Annotated in this window: 19 protein-coding genes; 8 read left to right on the top strand and 11 right to left on the bottom strand. The window is 67.1% G+C overall.

What is annotated here, in order from left to right:
* Window position 1: 1 nt before the first annotated feature.
* The 8 genes from WDM86_07925 to WDM86_07890 form a co-directional block, all read right to left on the bottom strand.
* Entirely contained in the window at window positions 2-943 is a 942-nt protein-coding gene (locus tag WDM86_07925) for a DUF979 domain-containing protein (GenBank protein MEI9989952.1), read from the bottom strand.
* 1 nt (window position 944) lies between these two features.
* Window positions 945-1,643 carry a DUF969 domain-containing protein gene (locus WDM86_07920; protein ID MEI9989951.1) on the bottom strand — a complete coding sequence of 233 codons (699 nt, stop codon included), beginning with the start codon at window positions 1,641-1,643 and terminating at the stop codon, window positions 945-947.
* Window positions 1,643-2,962 (bottom strand): MFS transporter, encoded by a 1,320-nt coding sequence (locus WDM86_07915; protein MEI9989950.1) that lies wholly within the window; start codon window positions 2,960-2,962, stop codon window positions 1,643-1,645. Before WDM86_07915 ends, WDM86_07920 begins: the two co-directional genes overlap by 1 nt.
* 85 nt (window positions 2,963-3,047) lie before the next feature.
* On the bottom strand, window positions 3,048-3,446 hold the full coding sequence (locus WDM86_07910; protein MEI9989949.1) for a type II toxin-antitoxin system VapC family toxin: 399 nt from the start codon (window positions 3,444-3,446) through the stop codon (window positions 3,048-3,050).
* Window positions 3,443-3,685: an AbrB/MazE/SpoVT family DNA-binding domain-containing protein gene (locus WDM86_07905; protein MEI9989948.1), complete on the bottom strand. Its 243-nt coding sequence runs from the start codon at window positions 3,683-3,685 to the stop codon at window positions 3,443-3,445. The genes WDM86_07910 and WDM86_07905 overlap by 4 nt, the downstream gene beginning before the upstream one ends.
* 61 nt (window positions 3,686-3,746) lie before the next feature.
* Window positions 3,747-4,196, bottom strand: a complete 450-nt coding sequence (locus tag WDM86_07900; GenBank protein ID MEI9989947.1) for a DUF934 domain-containing protein — start codon at window positions 4,194-4,196, stop codon at window positions 3,747-3,749.
* Between the two features lie 34 nt (window positions 4,197-4,230).
* Window positions 4,231-5,892, bottom strand: coding sequence for a nitrite/sulfite reductase (locus WDM86_07895; protein MEI9989946.1), 1,662 nt, complete (start codon window positions 5,890-5,892; stop codon window positions 4,231-4,233).
* 124 nt (window positions 5,893-6,016) lie between these two features.
* Window positions 6,017-6,319 (bottom strand): DUF2849 domain-containing protein, encoded by a 303-nt coding sequence (locus tag WDM86_07890; GenBank protein ID MEI9989945.1) that lies wholly within the window; start codon window positions 6,317-6,319, stop codon window positions 6,017-6,019.
* A 177-nt stretch (window positions 6,320-6,496) separates the two neighbouring features.
* On the opposite strand from WDM86_07890, the gene WDM86_07885 reads away from it, so the two are divergent.
* The 6 genes from WDM86_07885 to WDM86_07860 are packed head-to-tail and all read left to right on the top strand — an operon-like array spanning window position 6,497 to window position 13,748.
* Window positions 6,497-6,727 carry a hypothetical protein gene (locus tag WDM86_07885; GenBank protein MEI9989944.1) on the top strand — a complete coding sequence of 77 codons (231 nt, stop codon included), beginning with the start codon at window positions 6,497-6,499 and terminating at the stop codon, window positions 6,725-6,727.
* A 6-nt stretch (window positions 6,728-6,733) separates the two neighbouring features.
* A complete protein-coding gene (locus tag WDM86_07880; protein ID MEI9989943.1) occupies window positions 6,734-7,129 on the top strand; it encodes a type II toxin-antitoxin system VapC family toxin in 396 nt (131 codons plus the stop codon).
* Window positions 7,130-7,171: 42 nt separating this feature from the next.
* Window positions 7,172-9,091 (top strand): hypothetical protein, encoded by a 1,920-nt coding sequence (locus WDM86_07875; GenBank protein ID MEI9989942.1) that lies wholly within the window; start codon window positions 7,172-7,174, stop codon window positions 9,089-9,091.
* Window positions 9,084-11,000 (top strand): hypothetical protein, encoded by a 1,917-nt coding sequence (locus WDM86_07870; protein ID MEI9989941.1) that lies wholly within the window; start codon window positions 9,084-9,086, stop codon window positions 10,998-11,000. The genes WDM86_07875 and WDM86_07870 overlap by 8 nt, the downstream gene beginning before the upstream one ends.
* Entirely contained in the window at window positions 10,993-12,384 is a 1,392-nt protein-coding gene (locus WDM86_07865) for an APC family permease (protein MEI9989940.1), read from the top strand. Before WDM86_07870 ends, WDM86_07865 begins: the two co-directional genes overlap by 8 nt.
* The gene (locus WDM86_07860; GenBank protein MEI9989939.1) at window positions 12,381-13,748 is read left to right on the top strand and encodes an APC family permease; all 1,368 of its coding nucleotides are present in this window, start codon (window positions 12,381-12,383) and stop codon (window positions 13,746-13,748) included. Before WDM86_07865 ends, WDM86_07860 begins: the two co-directional genes overlap by 4 nt.
* Before the next feature lie 55 nt (window positions 13,749-13,803).
* Here WDM86_07860 and WDM86_07855 read toward each other — a convergent pair whose 3' ends face one another.
* Window positions 13,804-14,754, bottom strand: coding sequence for an IS110 family transposase (locus WDM86_07855; protein MEI9989938.1), 951 nt, complete (start codon window positions 14,752-14,754; stop codon window positions 13,804-13,806).
* Window positions 14,755-15,113: 359 nt separating this feature from the next.
* On the opposite strand from WDM86_07855, the gene WDM86_07850 reads away from it, so the two are divergent.
* The gene (locus tag WDM86_07850) at window positions 15,114-16,427 is read left to right on the top strand and encodes an MFS transporter (GenBank protein MEI9989937.1); all 1,314 of its coding nucleotides are present in this window, start codon (window positions 15,114-15,116) and stop codon (window positions 16,425-16,427) included.
* On the top strand, window positions 16,424-16,837 hold the full coding sequence (locus tag WDM86_07845) for a PaaI family thioesterase (protein ID MEI9989936.1): 414 nt from the start codon (window positions 16,424-16,426) through the stop codon (window positions 16,835-16,837). The genes WDM86_07850 and WDM86_07845 overlap by 4 nt, the downstream gene beginning before the upstream one ends.
* On the opposite strand, the gene WDM86_07840 is transcribed toward WDM86_07845, so the two are convergent.
* Window positions 16,834-17,181, bottom strand: coding sequence for a helix-turn-helix transcriptional regulator (locus WDM86_07840; protein ID MEI9989935.1), 348 nt, complete (start codon window positions 17,179-17,181; stop codon window positions 16,834-16,836). The genes WDM86_07845 and WDM86_07840 overlap by 4 nt on opposite strands.
* Window positions 17,168-17,521 carry a type II toxin-antitoxin system RelE/ParE family toxin gene (locus WDM86_07835; protein ID MEI9989934.1) on the bottom strand — a complete coding sequence of 118 codons (354 nt, stop codon included), beginning with the start codon at window positions 17,519-17,521 and terminating at the stop codon, window positions 17,168-17,170. The genes WDM86_07840 and WDM86_07835 overlap by 14 nt, the downstream gene beginning before the upstream one ends.
* Window positions 17,522-17,530: the final 9 nt, after the last annotated feature.

Here is a 17,530-nt window from a genome sequence, read left to right as displayed (position 1 = left end):
CTCAGAACCGGTACACCAGCGCCGCCATCAATCCGGTGTTCGCGGCCAGAAGCATCAGCGCGGTGGGAAGCTGCGCCTTGATGACGGCGTTGCGGTCGGGAATCTCCAAGAGCGCCGCCGGCATCAGGTTGAAATTCGCCGCCATCGGCGTCACCAGCGTGCCGCAGAAGCCCGACAGCATCCCGATCGCGCTCATCACGATCGGATCGCCGCCGAAGCGGTGTACGATCAGCGGCAGGCCGATGCCCGCCGTCATCACCGGAAACGCCGCGAAGGCATTGCCCATCACCGCGGTCAGCGCCGCCATGCCGACGCAATAGAACGCCACCGCCGCGAACGGCGTGCCGAGCGGCAGGTGCTCGGTCGCAAGCTTTCCCACCGCGTCGCCGACGCCCGACAGCGCGAACACCGCGCCCAGCGCCGCCAGCATTTGCGGCAAGACCGCCGTCCAGCCGATCGTGTCGATCAGCCGGCGCCCTTCCTGGAGCGGCGCCAGCACCGGCGGCCTGAGCCAGAGCGCGCAGGCGGCAAGCGCGATGAGGACGCCCAGGCCCAGGAACACCAGCGTCGCCTGTTTCGGGTCGGCGATGCCCGAATTCTTGAGGAACAGCGTGCCGGCGAGCGCCACCAGCGGCACGATCAGCACCGGCGCGAACAGAAGATTGCCGTGGGTCGCGGCGCTGGCGCGGCGGGCCTCGGCGGTGGTCGTCGCGCCGGCGCCCCGGTGCATCAGGCCGAGGCCGCCGACCGCGATCAGCGCGACGGCGACGAGGCCGTTGGCGAAATCGCTCAGATGCGAGCCGGCGAGGAAGCTCGCGGCGAGCAGGCCCCAGAACGCCGCATTGCCGAAGCGCTTGGGATTGCTCCGGTCGCGCGCGCTCAGCAGCGCATAGCAGGCGAGGAACAACCCGCTCAGGATGTAGACATGTTCGAGGGTGATCATGTCAAACGGGTTCGCTCTTTCCCCGCGACGAAGCGGGGAGCTTCTTTTCCCGTCGCAACCGCCGATCGATCAGCAGAAGCCGCGCGCCGTGGATCACCGCCGCCAGCACCGCCGTCGGGATCGCCCAGACCGACAGGGCGAAAGGCTCGGCGAGGATGTGGTTGCTCTCCAGATAGGCCTTGATCAGGAGGATCGAGCCGATGGCGATGAAGATGTCCTCGCCGAAGAACAGGCCGATATTCTCCGCCGCCGCCGCGTGCGCGCGCAGCCGGAAGCGTTGCGCGTCGGTCAGTTCCCCGGCCTCGGCCTCCGCCGCGGCTTCCACCATCGGCGCCAGCAGCGGACGCACCATCTGCACCTGGCCGCCGAACGACACGCCGGTCGCCGCCGCGAGCTGGCGCAGGAGGAAATAGAAAAGAAGAATCCGCCCCGCCGTGGCGCGCTTGAGCCGCGCGATCAGCATCCGCGCCCGCTCCTGCAACCCGTAACGTTCGAGCAAGCCGATCACCGGCAAGGCGAGGAAGGAGATGCTGACCAGCCGGCTGGCCGCGAAGGCGTGGCCGAATGACTCGATAATGCGATGCGGCGACAGGCCCGCCGCCCATCCGGTCGCCGCCGTCGCGGCGGCGATCACCAGCAGTGGATTGAGCCTGAGGCCGAAGCCGGCGATCACCACCGCGATGCCGATCAGCGTCCACATTACGTGCGGCGGCCCGTCTTGATCGGCGCGGATTCCTTCACCAGCGCCATCGCGACCAGGCCCACCGCCAGCGCCGCGGCCCAGTAATAGGCGGGCGCCAGCGGATTTTTCGTCAGATCGAGCAGCCAGGTCAGCATGAACTGTGTCGAGCCGCCGAAGCTGGCGATGGCGAAGGCGTAGACGATGGCGACCACGCCGGAGCGCACGCGCGGCGGCAATTGCTCGGTCAGCGCCACGATCACCGGCGGCGTGCTCAGTGCCTGCAGCACGGTCACCACGGCGATCGCGGCATAGAACACGAAGGTCGTGCGGTAGTGCGAGATCGCCCAGAACGCCGGAAACACGATGACGAGGTTCAAGGCGCCGGGGATCAGCATCACCGGCTTGCGCCCGAAGCGGTCGGAGAGCCAGCCGCTCGCCGGTTCGAACAGGACGGCGAACAGCCCGTTCACGATGATGACGCCGAACGCCACGGTCTGCGCCATGTGCAGCGTGGTCAGCGCATAGGTCGTCATATAGCTGCCGACATAGGAGCCGATGGTGCCCGAGGCGAGCATCATCAGCCCGAGCACGATGAGCGCGAGATGGGGGCGCAGCGGCGTCTTCACGCGCGTGTCGCCGGTCGTGCCGTCCGGCGCCAGCGCCGCGTCGTCCACCGCGTGCAGCGTCTCGGGCAGGCTGCTGCGCAGCCACAGGCCGAACGGCACGATGCAGGCGCCGATCAGCATCGCGGCGCGCCAGCCCCAGTCCTGCAATTGCTGCGGGGCGAGCCAATAGGCGAGCGCGGTCGCGATCAATCCCGCCGCCAGCACGCCCATGTCCTGGGTGGCGTACTGGCCCGAGGCATAGAGGCCGCGGCGCATCGGCGGCGCCGCCTCGATCAGATAGGCGGTGGTCGGCCCGACCTCGCCGCCCAGCGCGAAGCCCTGCACCATGCGGAAGACGACGACGAGGATGGGCGCCGCGATGCCGATGCTGGCATAGGTGGGCGTCAGCGCCACGCCGACGACCCCGATGCCCATCAGCACGAAGGACAGCATCATCGCCGCCTTGCGGCCGATGCGGTCGCCCATCGGCCCGATCACCATCGCGCCGACCGGCCGCGCCACGAAGCCGATAAACGAGGCGCCGAACGTGGCGAGCAGGCTCGCGGTCTCGCTATGGGCGGGAAAGAAGGCGTGGCCGATATGGACCGCGAAATAGACGTAGACGAGGAAATCGTAGAAGCCGAGCGCATTGCCGAGCGACACCGCCGCGACATGGCGGAGCGGGATGGCGGCGGGCTTGGACACGACTCCGCTGCTCGCCGTCACGCTCATCGCACCATCCCACCCCTTGCGTGTCGTCAGTGTGCGTTGCTTCGCCGCCTTTGTCACACGCCGATTGTGCCCAATCGGTGAGCGTTCAAGGCGAAATAAGCGTCACGGTGGGGAAGTAAGTCGCGATGAAACCCCGGTCGCGGGTGAGCACCGTCGCGCCAGCGACGAACGCATGGGCGCCGACGAAGAAGTCGGGCAGCACGCCCATCTTCGCGCCTCGCCGCCGCCGGTATTGCCGAAAGGCATGTCCGGCCAGAAACAGCGCCAATTTTGGCGTTTGCGCTCGCGTGATCCGCAGCGCCTCCAGCGCGTCGTCGAGCCTCGCCATCTCCTGATAGCCGGATGCGAGTTCGGCGTAGACCACGTCGTCGATGGACAATTCGTCTCCGCCGGCCGAGTCTTCCAGAGCGACCATGGACCAGGACCGCCAAGGCGATTGGCTTCCCACCACATCGAGAATGACGTTGGTATCGACGAGGATCAATCGTCTCCCCGCAACATTTTCATGTATTCGTCGACCGACATGCCGAGATCCAGCGTTCCGATGACGCTTTCGATGCGCTTGCGATAGTCGCTTTTGGCGGTCTTGCGCACCGGCTTGATCAGCACACCTCCGTCCCGATACTCGACCGTTACCTTGGTCCCGGCCTTGACGCCGGACGCGTCGCGCACGCGCTTGGGAATCGTCACCTGGCCTTTGCTCGTTACATTCGTGGTGGCCATTGCGGTATTACCTGGTGGGTTCTCGGTAATACTTATCACGGGGCAGCGGCGCGGCAAAGCGCTACTTCCCCGCCCTGAGCTCCCGGATCGTCTTCTTCCCGTCGGTGCTGGGCTGATAGACGTTCGTCATCTCCGCCAGTGCGCGGTTGAAATCGTCCGGCGTCAGCGGATGCGTCGGGTCGAACGCGTCGAAGCCGACGCGTACCAGATAGGCGATCTGGTCGTAGATATAGTCGCCCACCGCGCGCACTTCGCCCTTGTAGTCCAGCCGCGTGCGCAGCATCCGCGCCCAGGAGAAGCCGCGCCCGTCGGCGAATTTCGGAAATTCGATGGCGACGAGCGACAGCCGCTCCAGGTCGGGGCCGAGGCCTTCCGGCGACTCGTCGGGTTTCAGCCTGACGCCGATGGGCGCGTTGCGCGCGAGCAAGGTCTCGCGATCCTTGATGAAGCGCGCCAGCGACACGACGGCGCCGCCATCCTGCGGCAGCGCGGCATCGTCGGACACGGACACGAAGCCGTTTTCGGCGGCCGCGGCGCGGCCGCCTTCAACCCGGATGAACGGCATAAGCCTCGGCCCCGTAAGCGACGTTCTTGAACGGCTCCATGCCGATGCGGCGATAGGTGTCGAGGAAGCGCTCGCCGCCCTGCCGCTCCTTGAGATACAGGTCGACCACGCGCTCCACCGCGCCGGCGATCTCGTGCTCGCCGAAGCCCGGGCCCATGATGTCGCCGATCGAGGCATCCTCCGCGCCGGAGCCGCCGAGCTGGAGCTGGTAGAATTCCACGCCCTTCTTGTCGACGCCGAGAATGCCGATGTGGCCGGCGTGATGATGGCCGCAGGCATTGATGCAGCCGGAAATCTTGATCTTCAGCTCGCCGATATCCTGCTGGCGGGCGAGATCGGCGAAACGCCGCGACAGGTCCTGCGCGATGGGGATCGAGCGCGCATTGGCGAGATCGCAATAATCGAGCCCCGGACAGGCGATGATGTCGGTGATCAGCCCCGCATTCGGCGTCGCGAGATCGAGCGCCTTCAGCCGCGCATGGATCGCCGGCAGGTCCTTCTTGCGCACATGCGGCAGCACCAAATTCTGCTCGTGGCTGACGCGGATTTCCTCGATGCCGTAAGCGTCCATCAGATCGGCCAGCGCGTCCATCTGCGCGTCGGTCGCATCGCCCGGCACGCCGCCGATGGGCTTCAAGGAGATCGTCGCGATGGCATAGCCCGGGGCGCGATGCGGATGGGTGTTGGTCTTCGCCCAGTTCTCGAAATCGGCGTCGCCCTTCGGTATCTCGTCCGGCAGTGCCTCGAATTGCGGCGGCGCGAAATAGGCATCGATGCGGTCGAGTTCCTCGCGCGGCACCTGCAGCGTACCGGCCTGTTTGATCTCCTCGAATTCGCGCATCACCTGGCGGTGCATCTCTTCGGGGCCGAGCGCATTGGCGAGGATCTTCACCCGCGCCTTGTACTTGTTGTCGCGCCGGCCGGACTGGTTGTAAACCCGCATCGCGCTTTCGAGGAAGGCGAGGATGTCTTCCTTCGCCACGAATTCGCCAATGACGAAGCCGACATAGGGCGTGCGACCCATGCCGCCGCCGATCAGCACGCGATAGCCGGTCTCGCCCGCCGCATTGCGCACGATCTCGATCGCCATGTCGTGGAATTTCAGCGCCGCGCGGTCGTGCGGCGAGCCGCTGACCGCGATCTTGAACTTGCGCGGCAGGAAGACGAATTCGGGATGCAGGCTCGACCATTGCCGGACGATCTCCGCCAGCGGGCGCGGGTCCTCGATCTCGTCGGCGGCGGCGCCGGCGAAATGATCGGCGGTGACGTTGCGGATGCAATTGCCGCTGGTCTGGATCGCGTGCATCTCGACGGTCGCGAGGTCGGCCAGGATGTCGGGCACGTCGATCAGCTTGGGCCAGTTGAACTGGATGTTCTGCCGCGTGGTGAAATGGCCATAGCCCTTGTCGTATCTGCGCGCGATATGCGCCAGCATCCGCATCTGCCGCGCGTTCAGCGTGCCGTAAGGCACCGCGATGCGCAGCATATAGGCGTGCAATTGCAGATAGAGCCCGTTCATCAGCCTAAGCGGCTTGAACTCGTCCTCGTTCAGTTCGCCGGAGAGCCGGCGCGCCACCTGGCCGCGAAACTGCGCCACGCGTTCCGCCACGAATTTCGCGTCGAACTCGTCATACCGATACATCAGCCGACCGTCCCGCGCGCGCCGCGCGCAACAAAGGGTTCACGCGGAGGCGCGGAGGCGCGGAGCGCCCATATTCCTCCGCGTTCTCCGCGGCTCCGCGTGAAAAATCCGATCACACCACGCATCACGCCGACTGCTTTCCCAGATCCAGCCTGACCGTCGGACCGGCGGCGCGGATGATCTCGCGCTCCTTGACCGGCCTGACGACGCCGCCGACCAGCTTCACGTCGAACAGATAGGGGGCCACCACCACGTTCCCGGTCACATATTTCTGCGCCGCCGCCAGCGCGGCCTCGGCATCCCGCGGATCGGCGAACACGTCGCCCGCCGCCAGCGTCAGCACCCAGTCGCCACCCTTCCAATACAGAACGTCCCCGTCGACCAGACGGTTCGCGGTCAGCATCTGCGGGTCCTGGATTTTGGCCATGGCGGTAGATCACATGCCGGGCGGCAAACTTCAATGCTTCACAGAGAGTTTGTGTGAATTTCAAAAAATGACATTTTTCTTGTGTAGATAGGCTCTCCGGCCGTCTTTCCGGTGTATATACGCGTATATACATGAAAGCCTCCCTGTGCTAGCCTGGCATCCGTTGAGGAAATCGCCATGCGCAGCAAAGTCTTCCGGTCCGGCAACAGCAATGCCGTTCGCCTGCCCGCCGAAATCGCCTATCCGGTCAACACGGAGGTGGAGATCACGCGCCACGGCGATACCGTTACAATTCGCCCCGCCGCCGGAGGCCTTCGGGAACTGGTCGACATCCTGAACCGGATGCCGAAGCCGGACACGATCGAATTGCTCGAGCGCACCGAAGTCCCCGAACGCGAATGGGACTGACGGCCTTTGCTCTATCTGCTCGATTCCAACACGGTCATATATGCGCGCGACGGGTCGGCGCCCGTGCTCGCGAAGTTCGCCGAGTTTGACGGTTCCATCTCGATATCGGCGATCGTCCTCGCCGAATTGCAACGCGGATTCTTCAAGGCCGGACCGCAAGCCGACCTGCGAAAGGCAAGGCTCGAAGAGCTCGTCGCGCGCATTCCGGTGGTGGCGTTCGATGCGGACGCGGCCCGGCGCTACGGACGCATCATCGCCGATGTCGGTTGGGCGCGCGGCAAGGACTTCGACCGCATGATCGCCGCGCACGCGCTCAGCTTGGGCGCCACGCTGGTGACGAACAATCAGGCCGATTTCGCGGGCATACCCGGCCTTGTCCTGGAAAACTGGACCATCCCCTAGCCGATTGCGCCCTCCCGCCGCTGCTGGCACGCTCGTCCCCGGATGGGCGACGAGACGAATTCCGAACCGCAGGGCGAGGCTTCGGGGGCAGGGCCGGCGGTGGCCCTGGCCGCCGCCAGCCGCGCGCGCGCCGACGCCTATCTTGCCGAGCAGACCGAGCTCACCCGCCTGCAGATCGCGCGCGAGCACAAAGAGGAACGCCTGCGCAACTGGTCGCAATTCGTCGACTACACCAGCGCGGTCCTGAAACTCGCCTTCGAATTCGTCGTCGCCCTCATCGTCATCGTGATCGGGGCCGCGGTCGCCGCCGCCCTGTGGAACGCCAGCCACGACAACGGCCTCGTCATCGAGGCCTTCTCGGTGCCGCCGGAGCTCGCGAACCGCGGCCTGACCGGCGAGGTGGTGGCCGGCAAGGTGCTCGACCGGCTGACCAGCCTGCAGGCGCAGACCACCTCCAACCGCGCCGCGTCGAGCTACGTCAACAATTGGGGCTCCGACATCAAGGTGCAGATCCCCGAGACCGGCGTCTCGATCGGCGAGCTCTACCGCTATCTCGCGCGATGGCTGGGCAACGAGACGCACATCACCGGCGAGATCTATCGCGACGGGCAGGGCCTGGCCGTCACCGCGCGGGTCGGCGGCCAGCCCGCCACCACGGTCCATGGCAGCGATGCGGAGCTCGACAAGCTGGTCCAGCAATCCGCCGAGGCGGTCTACCGCACCACCCAGCCCTATCGCTACGCCGTCTATCTCGACAATCACGGCCGCGCCGCCGAGGCGAGCGCGATCTACCAGACGCTGCTCGCCGGCGCCTCGGTCGACGACCGCGCCTGGGCCTATATCGGCATCGCCGCGCAGAGGAGCGGCGCGGGCGATTTTAACGGCTCCAACGCATCGCTCATGCGGGCGTTGGCGGTCAAGCCCGACATTCCCCTGATCTACGGCAATCTCTCCGCCAACCACAGTTCGATGCAGCATGACGAGCTGGCCCTGTTCTATACCCAGAAGACCCTGGAGATGACGGCGCGCGGCGGCCGCGACGCGACCATGGGCGAACTCGACGTGCGCATCCTCGAGATGCAGAACCGCGGCGGGCGGGCGGAGGCGCTGGGCGACGTCGCCGAAGCGGCGCGCCTCAACCGCCAATCCGAGGCGCTGGGCAACAGCAATGGCAGCCTGGCGCAGCAGCGTGTTTCCGATATCGGGCTGTGCGCCGCGCTGCACGATTATGCCTGCTACCAGGATGCCCTGGACGCGACCGCCTCGATCGGCGGCAGCGTGCGGGCGCTCAACCGCACCGCCAACATCCAGCAGGCCGCCGCCACCTTCGAAATCTGGCCCGAGGCGATCGCGCAAGGCAATCTTCTCGCATCGAACCTGAAGCAGCTCGGGCCGATCGGGGTCATGTTCACCCTCAGGGCCGTGGATCCGCTGCTCGCCTGGTCTTATGCCGAAGCCGGCGACTTCAAGGCCGCCGACGCCGCGGCGGCGCCGATGCCGCCCGATTGCGACATCTGCCTGCGCGCCCGCGGCCATGTCGCCGCGCGGGAGCATCGCTGGGGCGCGGCCGATTATTGGTTCGCGCGCGCCGCCGCGTCCGCGCCGTCGACCCCGTTCGCGTTCGGCGACTGGGGCGAGATCCTGCTGCAAAAGGGCGATCCCGACGCCGCCATCGTCAAATTCCGCCATGCGCTGGAGCGCGGCCCGCACGACTTCCCCGTCATGGAATTGTGGGGCGAGGCGCTGATCGCCAGTAACCGCTCCGACCTCGCCCTTGCCGAATTCTCGGCGGCGAACGGCTTCGCGCCCAATTGGGGCCACCTGCATCTGAAATGGGGCGAGGCCTTGCTGTGGACCGGCGACGCGGCCGGCGCGCGGAAGCAGTTCGCGCTAGCCGGCGCGCTCTTCCTCACACCCGCCGACCGCGCGATCCTCGCGCGGCTGAAGGGAGACCATGTCTGAGGACGGCGACAGCGCGAGGCCGTCGGATGCGACTGGCGCGGCGGCGGCCGGTCTTGCGCTGGGCGCCGCTCCCGAATTCGCCGCGGACGCGCGCGCCTATCTGCGCGAGCAGACCGATCTCACCCGCCTGCAGAAGGCCAATCTTCTGGAGCAGAACGCCTTCGAGCTGTCGCACCTGCGGTTCCGCCGCTTCAGCGACTGGGCGAAGTTCGCGCTGGAGCTTTCCGTCGCCCTGGTCGTGCTGCTGGTCGTCGCCGGCCTTGGCACCATGGTGTGGAACGCCGCCCAGGATCGCGATCTCGTCGTCGACGCCTTCTCGGTGCCGCCCGACATCGCGCAGACCGGCATGACCGGCAATGTGCTGGCGGCGCGCGTGCTCGACCGCTTCGGCGCGATGGACGCGGGCATCCTGACCTTCAGCGAGGACTTCTCCGGCTATCACGGCCGCGCCCCCGACGAGGTGCGGGTGGAGATTCCGTCGACCGGCGTCTCCATCGGCGAGATCGACCGGCTGCTGCGCGCCTGGCTCGGCCAGGAGACGCATGTCTCGGGCGAATTGGTGCACACGGCCAAGGGCCTTGCCGTCACCGTGCGCTATGACGGAAGGCCGGGCGTCACCGCGGAGGGTCCGGCGGACGGGCTCGACGCGCTGATCCAGGCCTCGGCGGAGAACATGTTCGCCGCGGTGCGGCCGCTGCGCTTCGCGGACTATCTTTCCTCGCACAACCGCTTCGCCGAGGCGCTGGCGATCATTCGGCGCGAGAGCACGACCGGCGACGCCGCCCATCGCGTCGCCGCCTATTTGAGCTGGACCTATCTCGATTTCTGGAAGGGCGACAATGACGCCCTCGCCGTCCACAGCGCGATGGCGCTGGCGCTGGATCCGGCCAATCCGGTGGCCCATTTCGCCCATGTCGCGGCGGCGAACAATGTCGACCATAACGAGGCGCTCTACGTCGGGACGAAGGCTTTCCTCGCCGTCGCGGGTCGCGCCGCGCATGGCGAGATCGATCCCGCCGCCGCCGCCGCGACCGCCGTCTCGATGCGCGCGGGTCTGCTGGCCGATCAGGGCGACGGGCTCGGCGCGATCGCGACGTGCCGCCAAATGGTCGGCCCGGATCGAGGCGCCTGCGATGCGAGCGGACTTGGATTTCTGTACGCCGGTATCCACGACATCGAGCAGGCGCAGCGCGCCCTCGACCGGGCGCCTGCCGCCGACAGCAGGGGCCGGCTGAACTTCGCCGCGGCGTTCACGCGCTCCTATGTCGCGCTCGCGGCCGGCGATATCCCGCGGGCGATCGCGCTGGCCGCCAAGGCGGATGCGCTCAGCGCGGCCGACCCGGGCGAAAAACTGGATCGCGAGATATTTTTTTTCCCCCTGTGGGCCGAAGCGCTGGCGCGGGGCGGCCAGCTCGCCGCCGCGCGGGCGACGATCGCGGCCACGCGGACGGATTGCGACGGCTGCGCCCTGGCACGCGGCCGCGTCGAGGCGGCGGCGCGCGACTGGGCCGGGGCGGCGCGCTGGTTCAAGCTGGTGTCGGACCGCTCGCCGCATATTCCCTTCGCGGACACCGATTGGGGCCGCATGCTGCTTTCCAAGGGCGAGCCCGGCGCGGCCATCGCGAAGCTCGCGCGCGCGCATGGGAAAGGCCCGCGCTTCGCCGATCCGCTTGAAATGTGGGGCGAGGCGCTGATCGCGACGAACCGCTCCGACCTGGCGCTGGCGAAGTTCGAAGAGGCGGCGCGCTACGCGCCCAATTGGGGAAGGCTGCATCTGAAATGGGGCGAGGCCTTGCTGTGGTCGGGCGACAAGGCCGGCGCGGCCGAGCGGTTCGCCGCCGCCGCCGCGCTGTTCCTGACGCCCGCCGAACAGGCCGAGCTTTCGCATGCAAGGACGTTCCATGGCTGAGTTGCCTCCCAAGATCAAACTCGCCGACGCGGCGCTCTACACCCTGGCGCTCGGCACCGGCATGCGCTGGATCGCTGTCGCCGCGGCGGTGGGTCCGTCCTCGCTGCCGCTCTGGCTGCTCGCGCTCGCCACCTTCTTCCTGCCGCTGGCGGCGGCGACGGCGGAGCTGACCGCGCGGTTCGACGGCGAAGGCGGCATCTATGCCTGGACGCGCCATGGGCTCGGCCCGATGGCCGGCTATCTCTGCGGCTGGTCCTATTGGATCGCGCAGCTCCCCTATTTCGCGGGCATCCTCTATTTCCTGAGCGGGTTGATCCTCGCCGCGCTCGGCGGCGATCCCAAGGACACGCTGTCCTATCTCGCGATCTCGCTGGGCCTGCTGGCGCTGGTCACCGGCGTGCAGCTCGCGGGGCTGCGCTACGGCAAATGGCTGCCGAATTTCGGCACGCTGGGCGGCTGGACCGTGCTCGCCGTCATCCTCGCCGTCGGCATCGTCCTCGCCGCGCGGGGCGAGAGCGCCACGGCGTTCGCGGCGGCGTCCTATTTCCCGTCGCTGAATTTCGACACCGCGATCCTGTGGGGCACCATCGTCTTCGCCTATAGCGGCGTCGAAGCGGTCGCCTTCCTGCGCAACGAGGTCGAAGGCGGCATGAAAAGCATCCTGCGCGTGCTGACCATCGTCGGCCTCGGCTCGGCCTTCATCTACATCGCCGGGACCGTCGCCTTCCTGGTGATCCTGCCGCAAAGCGCGCTGACGCGGCTGAGCGGCTTTCCCGACGCGCTGCGCCTCGGCCTCGCCCATGTCGGCGCCGGCGGCTGGGCGGTGCCGGTGATCGGCCTGTTCGCGCTCTCCATGCTGGGCCAGTTCACCGCCTGGTTCGGCGTCGGCGCGCGGCTGCCCTTCGCGGCCGGCATCGATGCCTTCCTGCCCGAGGCGTTCGCGCGGCGCAATCCGAAGACCGGCGCGCCGACCGTCTCCATCCTGTTCCAGGCGGCGATGACGGCGGTCATGGTGGTGCTCAGCCAGGCCGGCGCCAGCGTCGCCGGCGCCTACGACTTCATGGTGGCGACGGGCGTGCTGACCGCCACCATCCCCTATGTCTTCATGTTCGCCGTCTATCTGAAGACGGCCCGCCTCGCGCCCGTCGCCGGCGCCTGGGCGCCGCCGGGCGGAGCAAGGACCAGCCTCGTCTTCGGCTGGATCGGCATGGTGTCGACGCTTCTTGCCATCGCCTGCACCTTGGTGCCGGGGCCGGGCGAGGCCCATCCGGCAGCCGCCGTCTTCAAGATCGTCGCCTCGGCCGTCGCGATGGGCGTGGTGGGGCTGCTGCTCTACTGGTTCTCCAACCGCCGCCGCCTGGCCGCGACCGGAGCCGCGGCGTGACCGACACCGCCGCCGGGATAGAATCCTTCGGCTACAAGCAGGAGCTGAAGCGTTCGCTCAGCCTGTTCGATCTTCTGGTCTATGGCCTGGTCTTCATCGTGCCGGGCGCGCCCATCGCGGTGTTCGGCATCGTGTACAACGCCAGCCACGGCATGGTGCCGCTGGTCTACGCCATCGGCCTTATCGCCATGGTGTTCACCGCGCTGTCCTACATGGCGATGAGCCGCGCCATTCCCGTGGCCGGCTCGGTCTATGCCTATGCGGCGCACGCGCTCGGCCCGGCGGCCGGATTCTTCGCCGGCTGGGCGATCCTGCTCGACTATCTGCTGCTGCCGACACTGAACTACGTGGCCTCCGCCATCGCGGTGCACGCAGCGTTTCCGTTGTTGCCGGCCTGGACGGTGGTGGTGGCCTTCCTCGCCTTCGCCACGCTGGTGAACTATTTCGGGATCGAGACCACGGCGAAGACCAATGTCTATCTCCTGGTGTTCCAGCTCGCGGTCCTCTGCGTCTTCGCCGTGGTGGGTGTGCTCGCGCTCGTCCACGGCATCGCCGGGGCGCATCTGACGGCGCTGCCGCTTTACAATCCGAAGGAGGCCAGTTTCGGCCTGCTCTTCGGCGCGCTGTCGCTGGCGGTGCTGAGCTTCCTCGGCTTCGACGCGATCTCGACCCTGTCGGAGGAATCGCGCGGCGGCGCGCACGCCGTCGCCCGCGCCACCATGGCGTCGCTCTGCGTCTCCGCCGTGCTGTTCGTGGCGCAGACCTGGCTCGCCTCGCTCTTCGTGCTCGGCCGCACCGGCTTTCCGCCCGGCGATCCGACCAACGCGGCCTTCTACGACATCGCCCAGGCGATCGGCGGCTATTGGCTGAAATTCCTCCTGACCGTGCCGGTCGCGGCGGTGGCCGGAGTCGCGGGCGCGCTGACCGCCCAGGCGGCGACGGCGCGGCTGCTCTTCAGCATGGCGCGCGACGGCAAGCTGCCGCGCTTTCTCGCGCATGTGAATCCGCACCGCCGCGTGCCCGACCGCGCGATCTTCGCCGTGGCCGCGGTGACGCTGGTGCTCGGCGTCTTCCTGGTCGACAAGCTGGAGCTGCTCACATCCATGGTCAGCTTCGGCGCGCTGGTGGGTTTTCTTCTTCTCCATGTTTCGGTCATGGCCTGGTTCCTGTGGCGCAAGCAGAGCCGCGACTGGCTGCGGCATCTGGTGCTGCCGGGCATCGGCCTGGCCATTGTGGCGACAGTGCTGGTCAACGCCGAGGCCAACGCCAAGATCGCCGGCGTGCTCTGGATGATCGGCGGGCTGGTGCTGTTCGCGGTGCTGCGCGTTCTCGGCAGATCGACGGAGTTGCCGGTGGAAGGATGAATGCCCTCTCCCAATCTATCGGTGTCATGGCCCGCGCATGCGGGTGACTGTGTTGTCAGTCAAGCATTTTGGCGGGATGCCAGGGGGTATCGGCTTTGACGATGCTGTTTGCCAGAGCGATGAGCTTTCGCGCGACGGCGACGATGGCGACTTTTCTGGGCTTTCCGGCGTCGACGAGCCGCCGATAGAAGGCCTTGAAGGTGGGATTGCAGCGGATGGCGGAGACCGCCGCCATATAGGCTGCGGTTCGCACGCAAGAGCGGCCGCCGCCGATATGATCGCTCCGCAGGGATGTTCCGCTGCGCTGGGGATGGGGGGCAAGACCGGCCAGGCTGGCGGCCTGATGGCGGTTGAGGCTTCCCAGCTCGGGCAGGTCGGTGATGAGGACGGATGCCACGACGGGTCCGATCCCCGGAATCGTGCGCAGCAGCTCGTTCCTGTGACGGATGGCGTCGTCCTGCGCGATCGCCTGGGCGAGCGCGGCCTCGATGCGGCAGCGTTCGGCGTTGAGGCCGGCGATGACGGTTCGCAGGCTTTGAAGGACGAAGCGGTCGCGCGTCATCTTCAGCCGGGTCTTCTCCTGGACCAGGAGCTCGACCAGTTGGCGGCGCCGGGCCGACAGGCCGCGGATCGCTTCGGCCTTTTGGCTGGGAATGGGACGGATGTCATCCTCCGGCATGGCCAGAGCAAAGCGCGCGATGAGTTCGGCGTCGAGGGCATCGGTCTTGGCCCGCCGGCCCAGGAAGTTGCGATAGCCGCGCACCCGGCCGGGCTGGACGCGGGCGACCTGAAGGCCGGCGTCGCTCAACGCCCGGGCGGCCGGATACTCGAGCCCGCCGGTGGCCTCCAGCACGACCCGCTGCACGCCGCGACGCTGCAATTGCCGGCGCAGCGCCGCGATCCCGCGCCCGGCATTGTCGAAGGCCAACGAGATGCGCTGCGGCAATACAAAAACATCCAGCCGGGCCTTCGACACGTCGATCCCGGCAACACAAAGTGCTGTCATGAGATGGTCCTCGCCTGTATGCGGGCTCGCCGCCACGGCGACGGCCCTTCTGACTGTCCGGACAAACTCCTACGATGCCGCCGTGCGCAAACCCGCGTCTCGAACCGATCCGAAGGATCGTTCCGCCACCCAGCGCGCTACGGCAGCACCGGCAAGCTTAACAAGCCCGCAAGAACACACATACAGGCCACCCAGGTGAAACCGCGCCGGTGTGGAATGTTTCGGGCTCGCTTGAATCGCACCGACAGTGACGTCTCACCTGGGTGGCCCGCATTCGCGGGCCATGACAGTAGGGCACAATGGACACGCCGCCCCCGTTCCGTGCAAAGCTAGGCGCTCCGCCGCCATCCGGGGTTTCCGTGTCCGACGTCGCCGCCGCCAGCCCGCCCGTCATCAAGCGCCGCCATGTCGGCGCCGCGGTGATCGGCAACGCACTCGAATTCTACGATTTCACGACCTATGCCTTCTTCTCCGTCGCCATCGGCCAGGCGTTCTTTCCCTCCGGCCCCGGCGGGCTGACCCAGACCGAATTCGGCAGCCTGATGGCCTCGCTCGGCACCTTCTGGGCCGGCTTCCTGCTGCGCCCGGTCGGCGGCATCGTCATCGGCGCCTATGCCGACCGCGTCGGCCGCCGCGCCGCCATGCTGGTCAGCTTCTCGCTGATGGGTATCGCGATCCTCGCTCTGGCGCTGATCCCGTCTTATTCCAGCATCGGCGTCGCGGCCCCGATCCTCGCGGTCTGCGCCCGCCTCTTGCAGGGCTTCGCGCTCGGCGGCGAAGTCGGCCCGACCACCGCCTATCTCGTCGAGAGCGCGCCGATCAATCGCCGCGGCCTTTACGCCTCGTGGCAGAGCGCCAGCCAGAGCATCGCCAGCGTCGCCGGCGGCGGCATCGGCGTGCTCCTGGCGCTGGTGCTGACCGAGGCGCGGCTGGACGTCTATGGCTGGCGCATCGCCTTCCTGCTCGGCGCGCTGACCCTGCCGTTCGGCCTCTATATCCGCCGCTCGCTGCCCGAGACGCTGCACCATCCCGACCACCTGCCGCATTACGACGCCAAGGCGCGCGGCGTGCTGCGTGTCGTGCACGACAATGGCCGCGCCATCCTGACCGGACTCGCCATCCTCGCCGGCGGCACGGTGGCGACTTATGTCCTCAACTACATGACGACCTTCGCGCGCGTCACGCTGCACATGGCGGCCTCGCCGTCCTTCGCGGCGACCCTGGTCAACGGCGCGTTCGGCGTCGCCGCCTCGCTGGCCGGCGGGCTGCTCTCCGACCTGTTCGGACGCAAGCGGCTGATGATCGCCTCGCGCGGCCTGTTCCTGCTCGCGGTCTATCCGGTGTTCCTCGCCATCGTGAACTGGCATTCGACCAGCGCGCTTCTGTTCGGCACGGCGGTGCTCTCGATCCTGCTGAACGTCAGTTCCGGCGCCTTCTATGTCGCGTTCGGCGAGGCGCTGCCCAAAAGGGTGCGCGGCACGATCTTCGCCACCGTCTATGCCACCTCGATCACGGTGTTCGGCGGCCCCACCCAGGCCTTCATCGCCTGGCTGATCCACGTGACCGGCAACGCGCTGGCGCCGGCCTGGTATCTGTTGCTCATGACCGTGGTCAGCCTGGTCGCGATGTTCTCGCTGCGCGAATCCGCGCCCGCCGCGAAGGTCCCCGCATGACCGGCGCCGAGCATGAGGCAAAGCCGCACGCGCTCTCGCACAGTCTCGGCCTCGAAAAGGTGATCGACCACGGCGAGAGCGGCCGCGCGATCATCCACTACCGGGCGCGGATGGAGATGTGCCATTCCGGCGGCATCGTGCAGGGCGGCTTCGTCACCGGCTGGATCGACGCGGCGATGGCCTATGTCGTGATGGCGCAGACCAAGTTCGAGTTCTCGCCGCTGACCCTGGAGATCAAGGTCTCCTTCCTGCAATCGGCCGCGCCCGGCCTGATCGTCGCCGAAGCCTGGATCGAGCGCCGGGGCCGCAGCACCGCCTTCCTCGAAGGCCTGATCCGGAACGAGAAAGGCGAGATCCTCGCCAAGGGCTCCTCGACCGTCCGCCTGGTGCCGATGAAACGGCCGGGTTAGGAAACGGTCAGCAACTGGCCGGTTTTCGCCGTGGCGCTGTACGGTCTGATCTTGATCTCGACAGTTCGGCCGAGCGCACGCAGCCAGTACGCCAGACGATCGATCGTGATGCTCTCGACACGGCCGCGCAGGACCTTCGATAGAGTAGGCTGATCGGTCTCGCACAGGCGCGCGGCCTCGATCTGCGTGAGCTTTCTGAGTCGAATCGTATCGTCGATCGCGCGGATCAAAGCGCCTTTGGCGTTGAGTTCCTCGGCTTCTGCCGACGTGAAACCCATGTCAATAAAAACATCGCCGCTACTGGGCCAGGCTGCAATCTTCTTGGTCGTCTTAGTTTTCCGCATCCATCTCCTTCGCGCGCTTCAGGCGTGCTGCGATCAGATTCGCATCCGGCTTCGGCAATCCGATGCCGGACTTCGATTTCTTCATGAAGACGTGCAGAACGTAGATCGCTTTTCTCAGTTTCAACACATACATCATCCGAAACGCGTTTCCGTGGTGACTTTCGCGCATTTCAAAAACGCCCGGGCCGAACTGTGTCAGGGCAGTGGTTCCCGGCGGCATTCGACCGCGCTGAATATCCTGCAGACGAATTCCGAAAGAGCCTCGAACAGACTTCGGCATTTCCGCGATGTCATCGCGGCTGCTCGCAAGCCAAACGACCGGTCTTAATTCTTCATGCATGGCAATATG

Origin of the sequence: Rhizomicrobium sp., assembly GCA_037200045.1 — a bacterium.
GTDB lineage: Bacteria > Pseudomonadota > Alphaproteobacteria > Micropepsales > Micropepsaceae > Rhizomicrobium.
The sequence above is the reverse complement of the archived record's forward strand: the minus strand, read 5'-3'. Positions and strand labels throughout refer to the sequence as shown.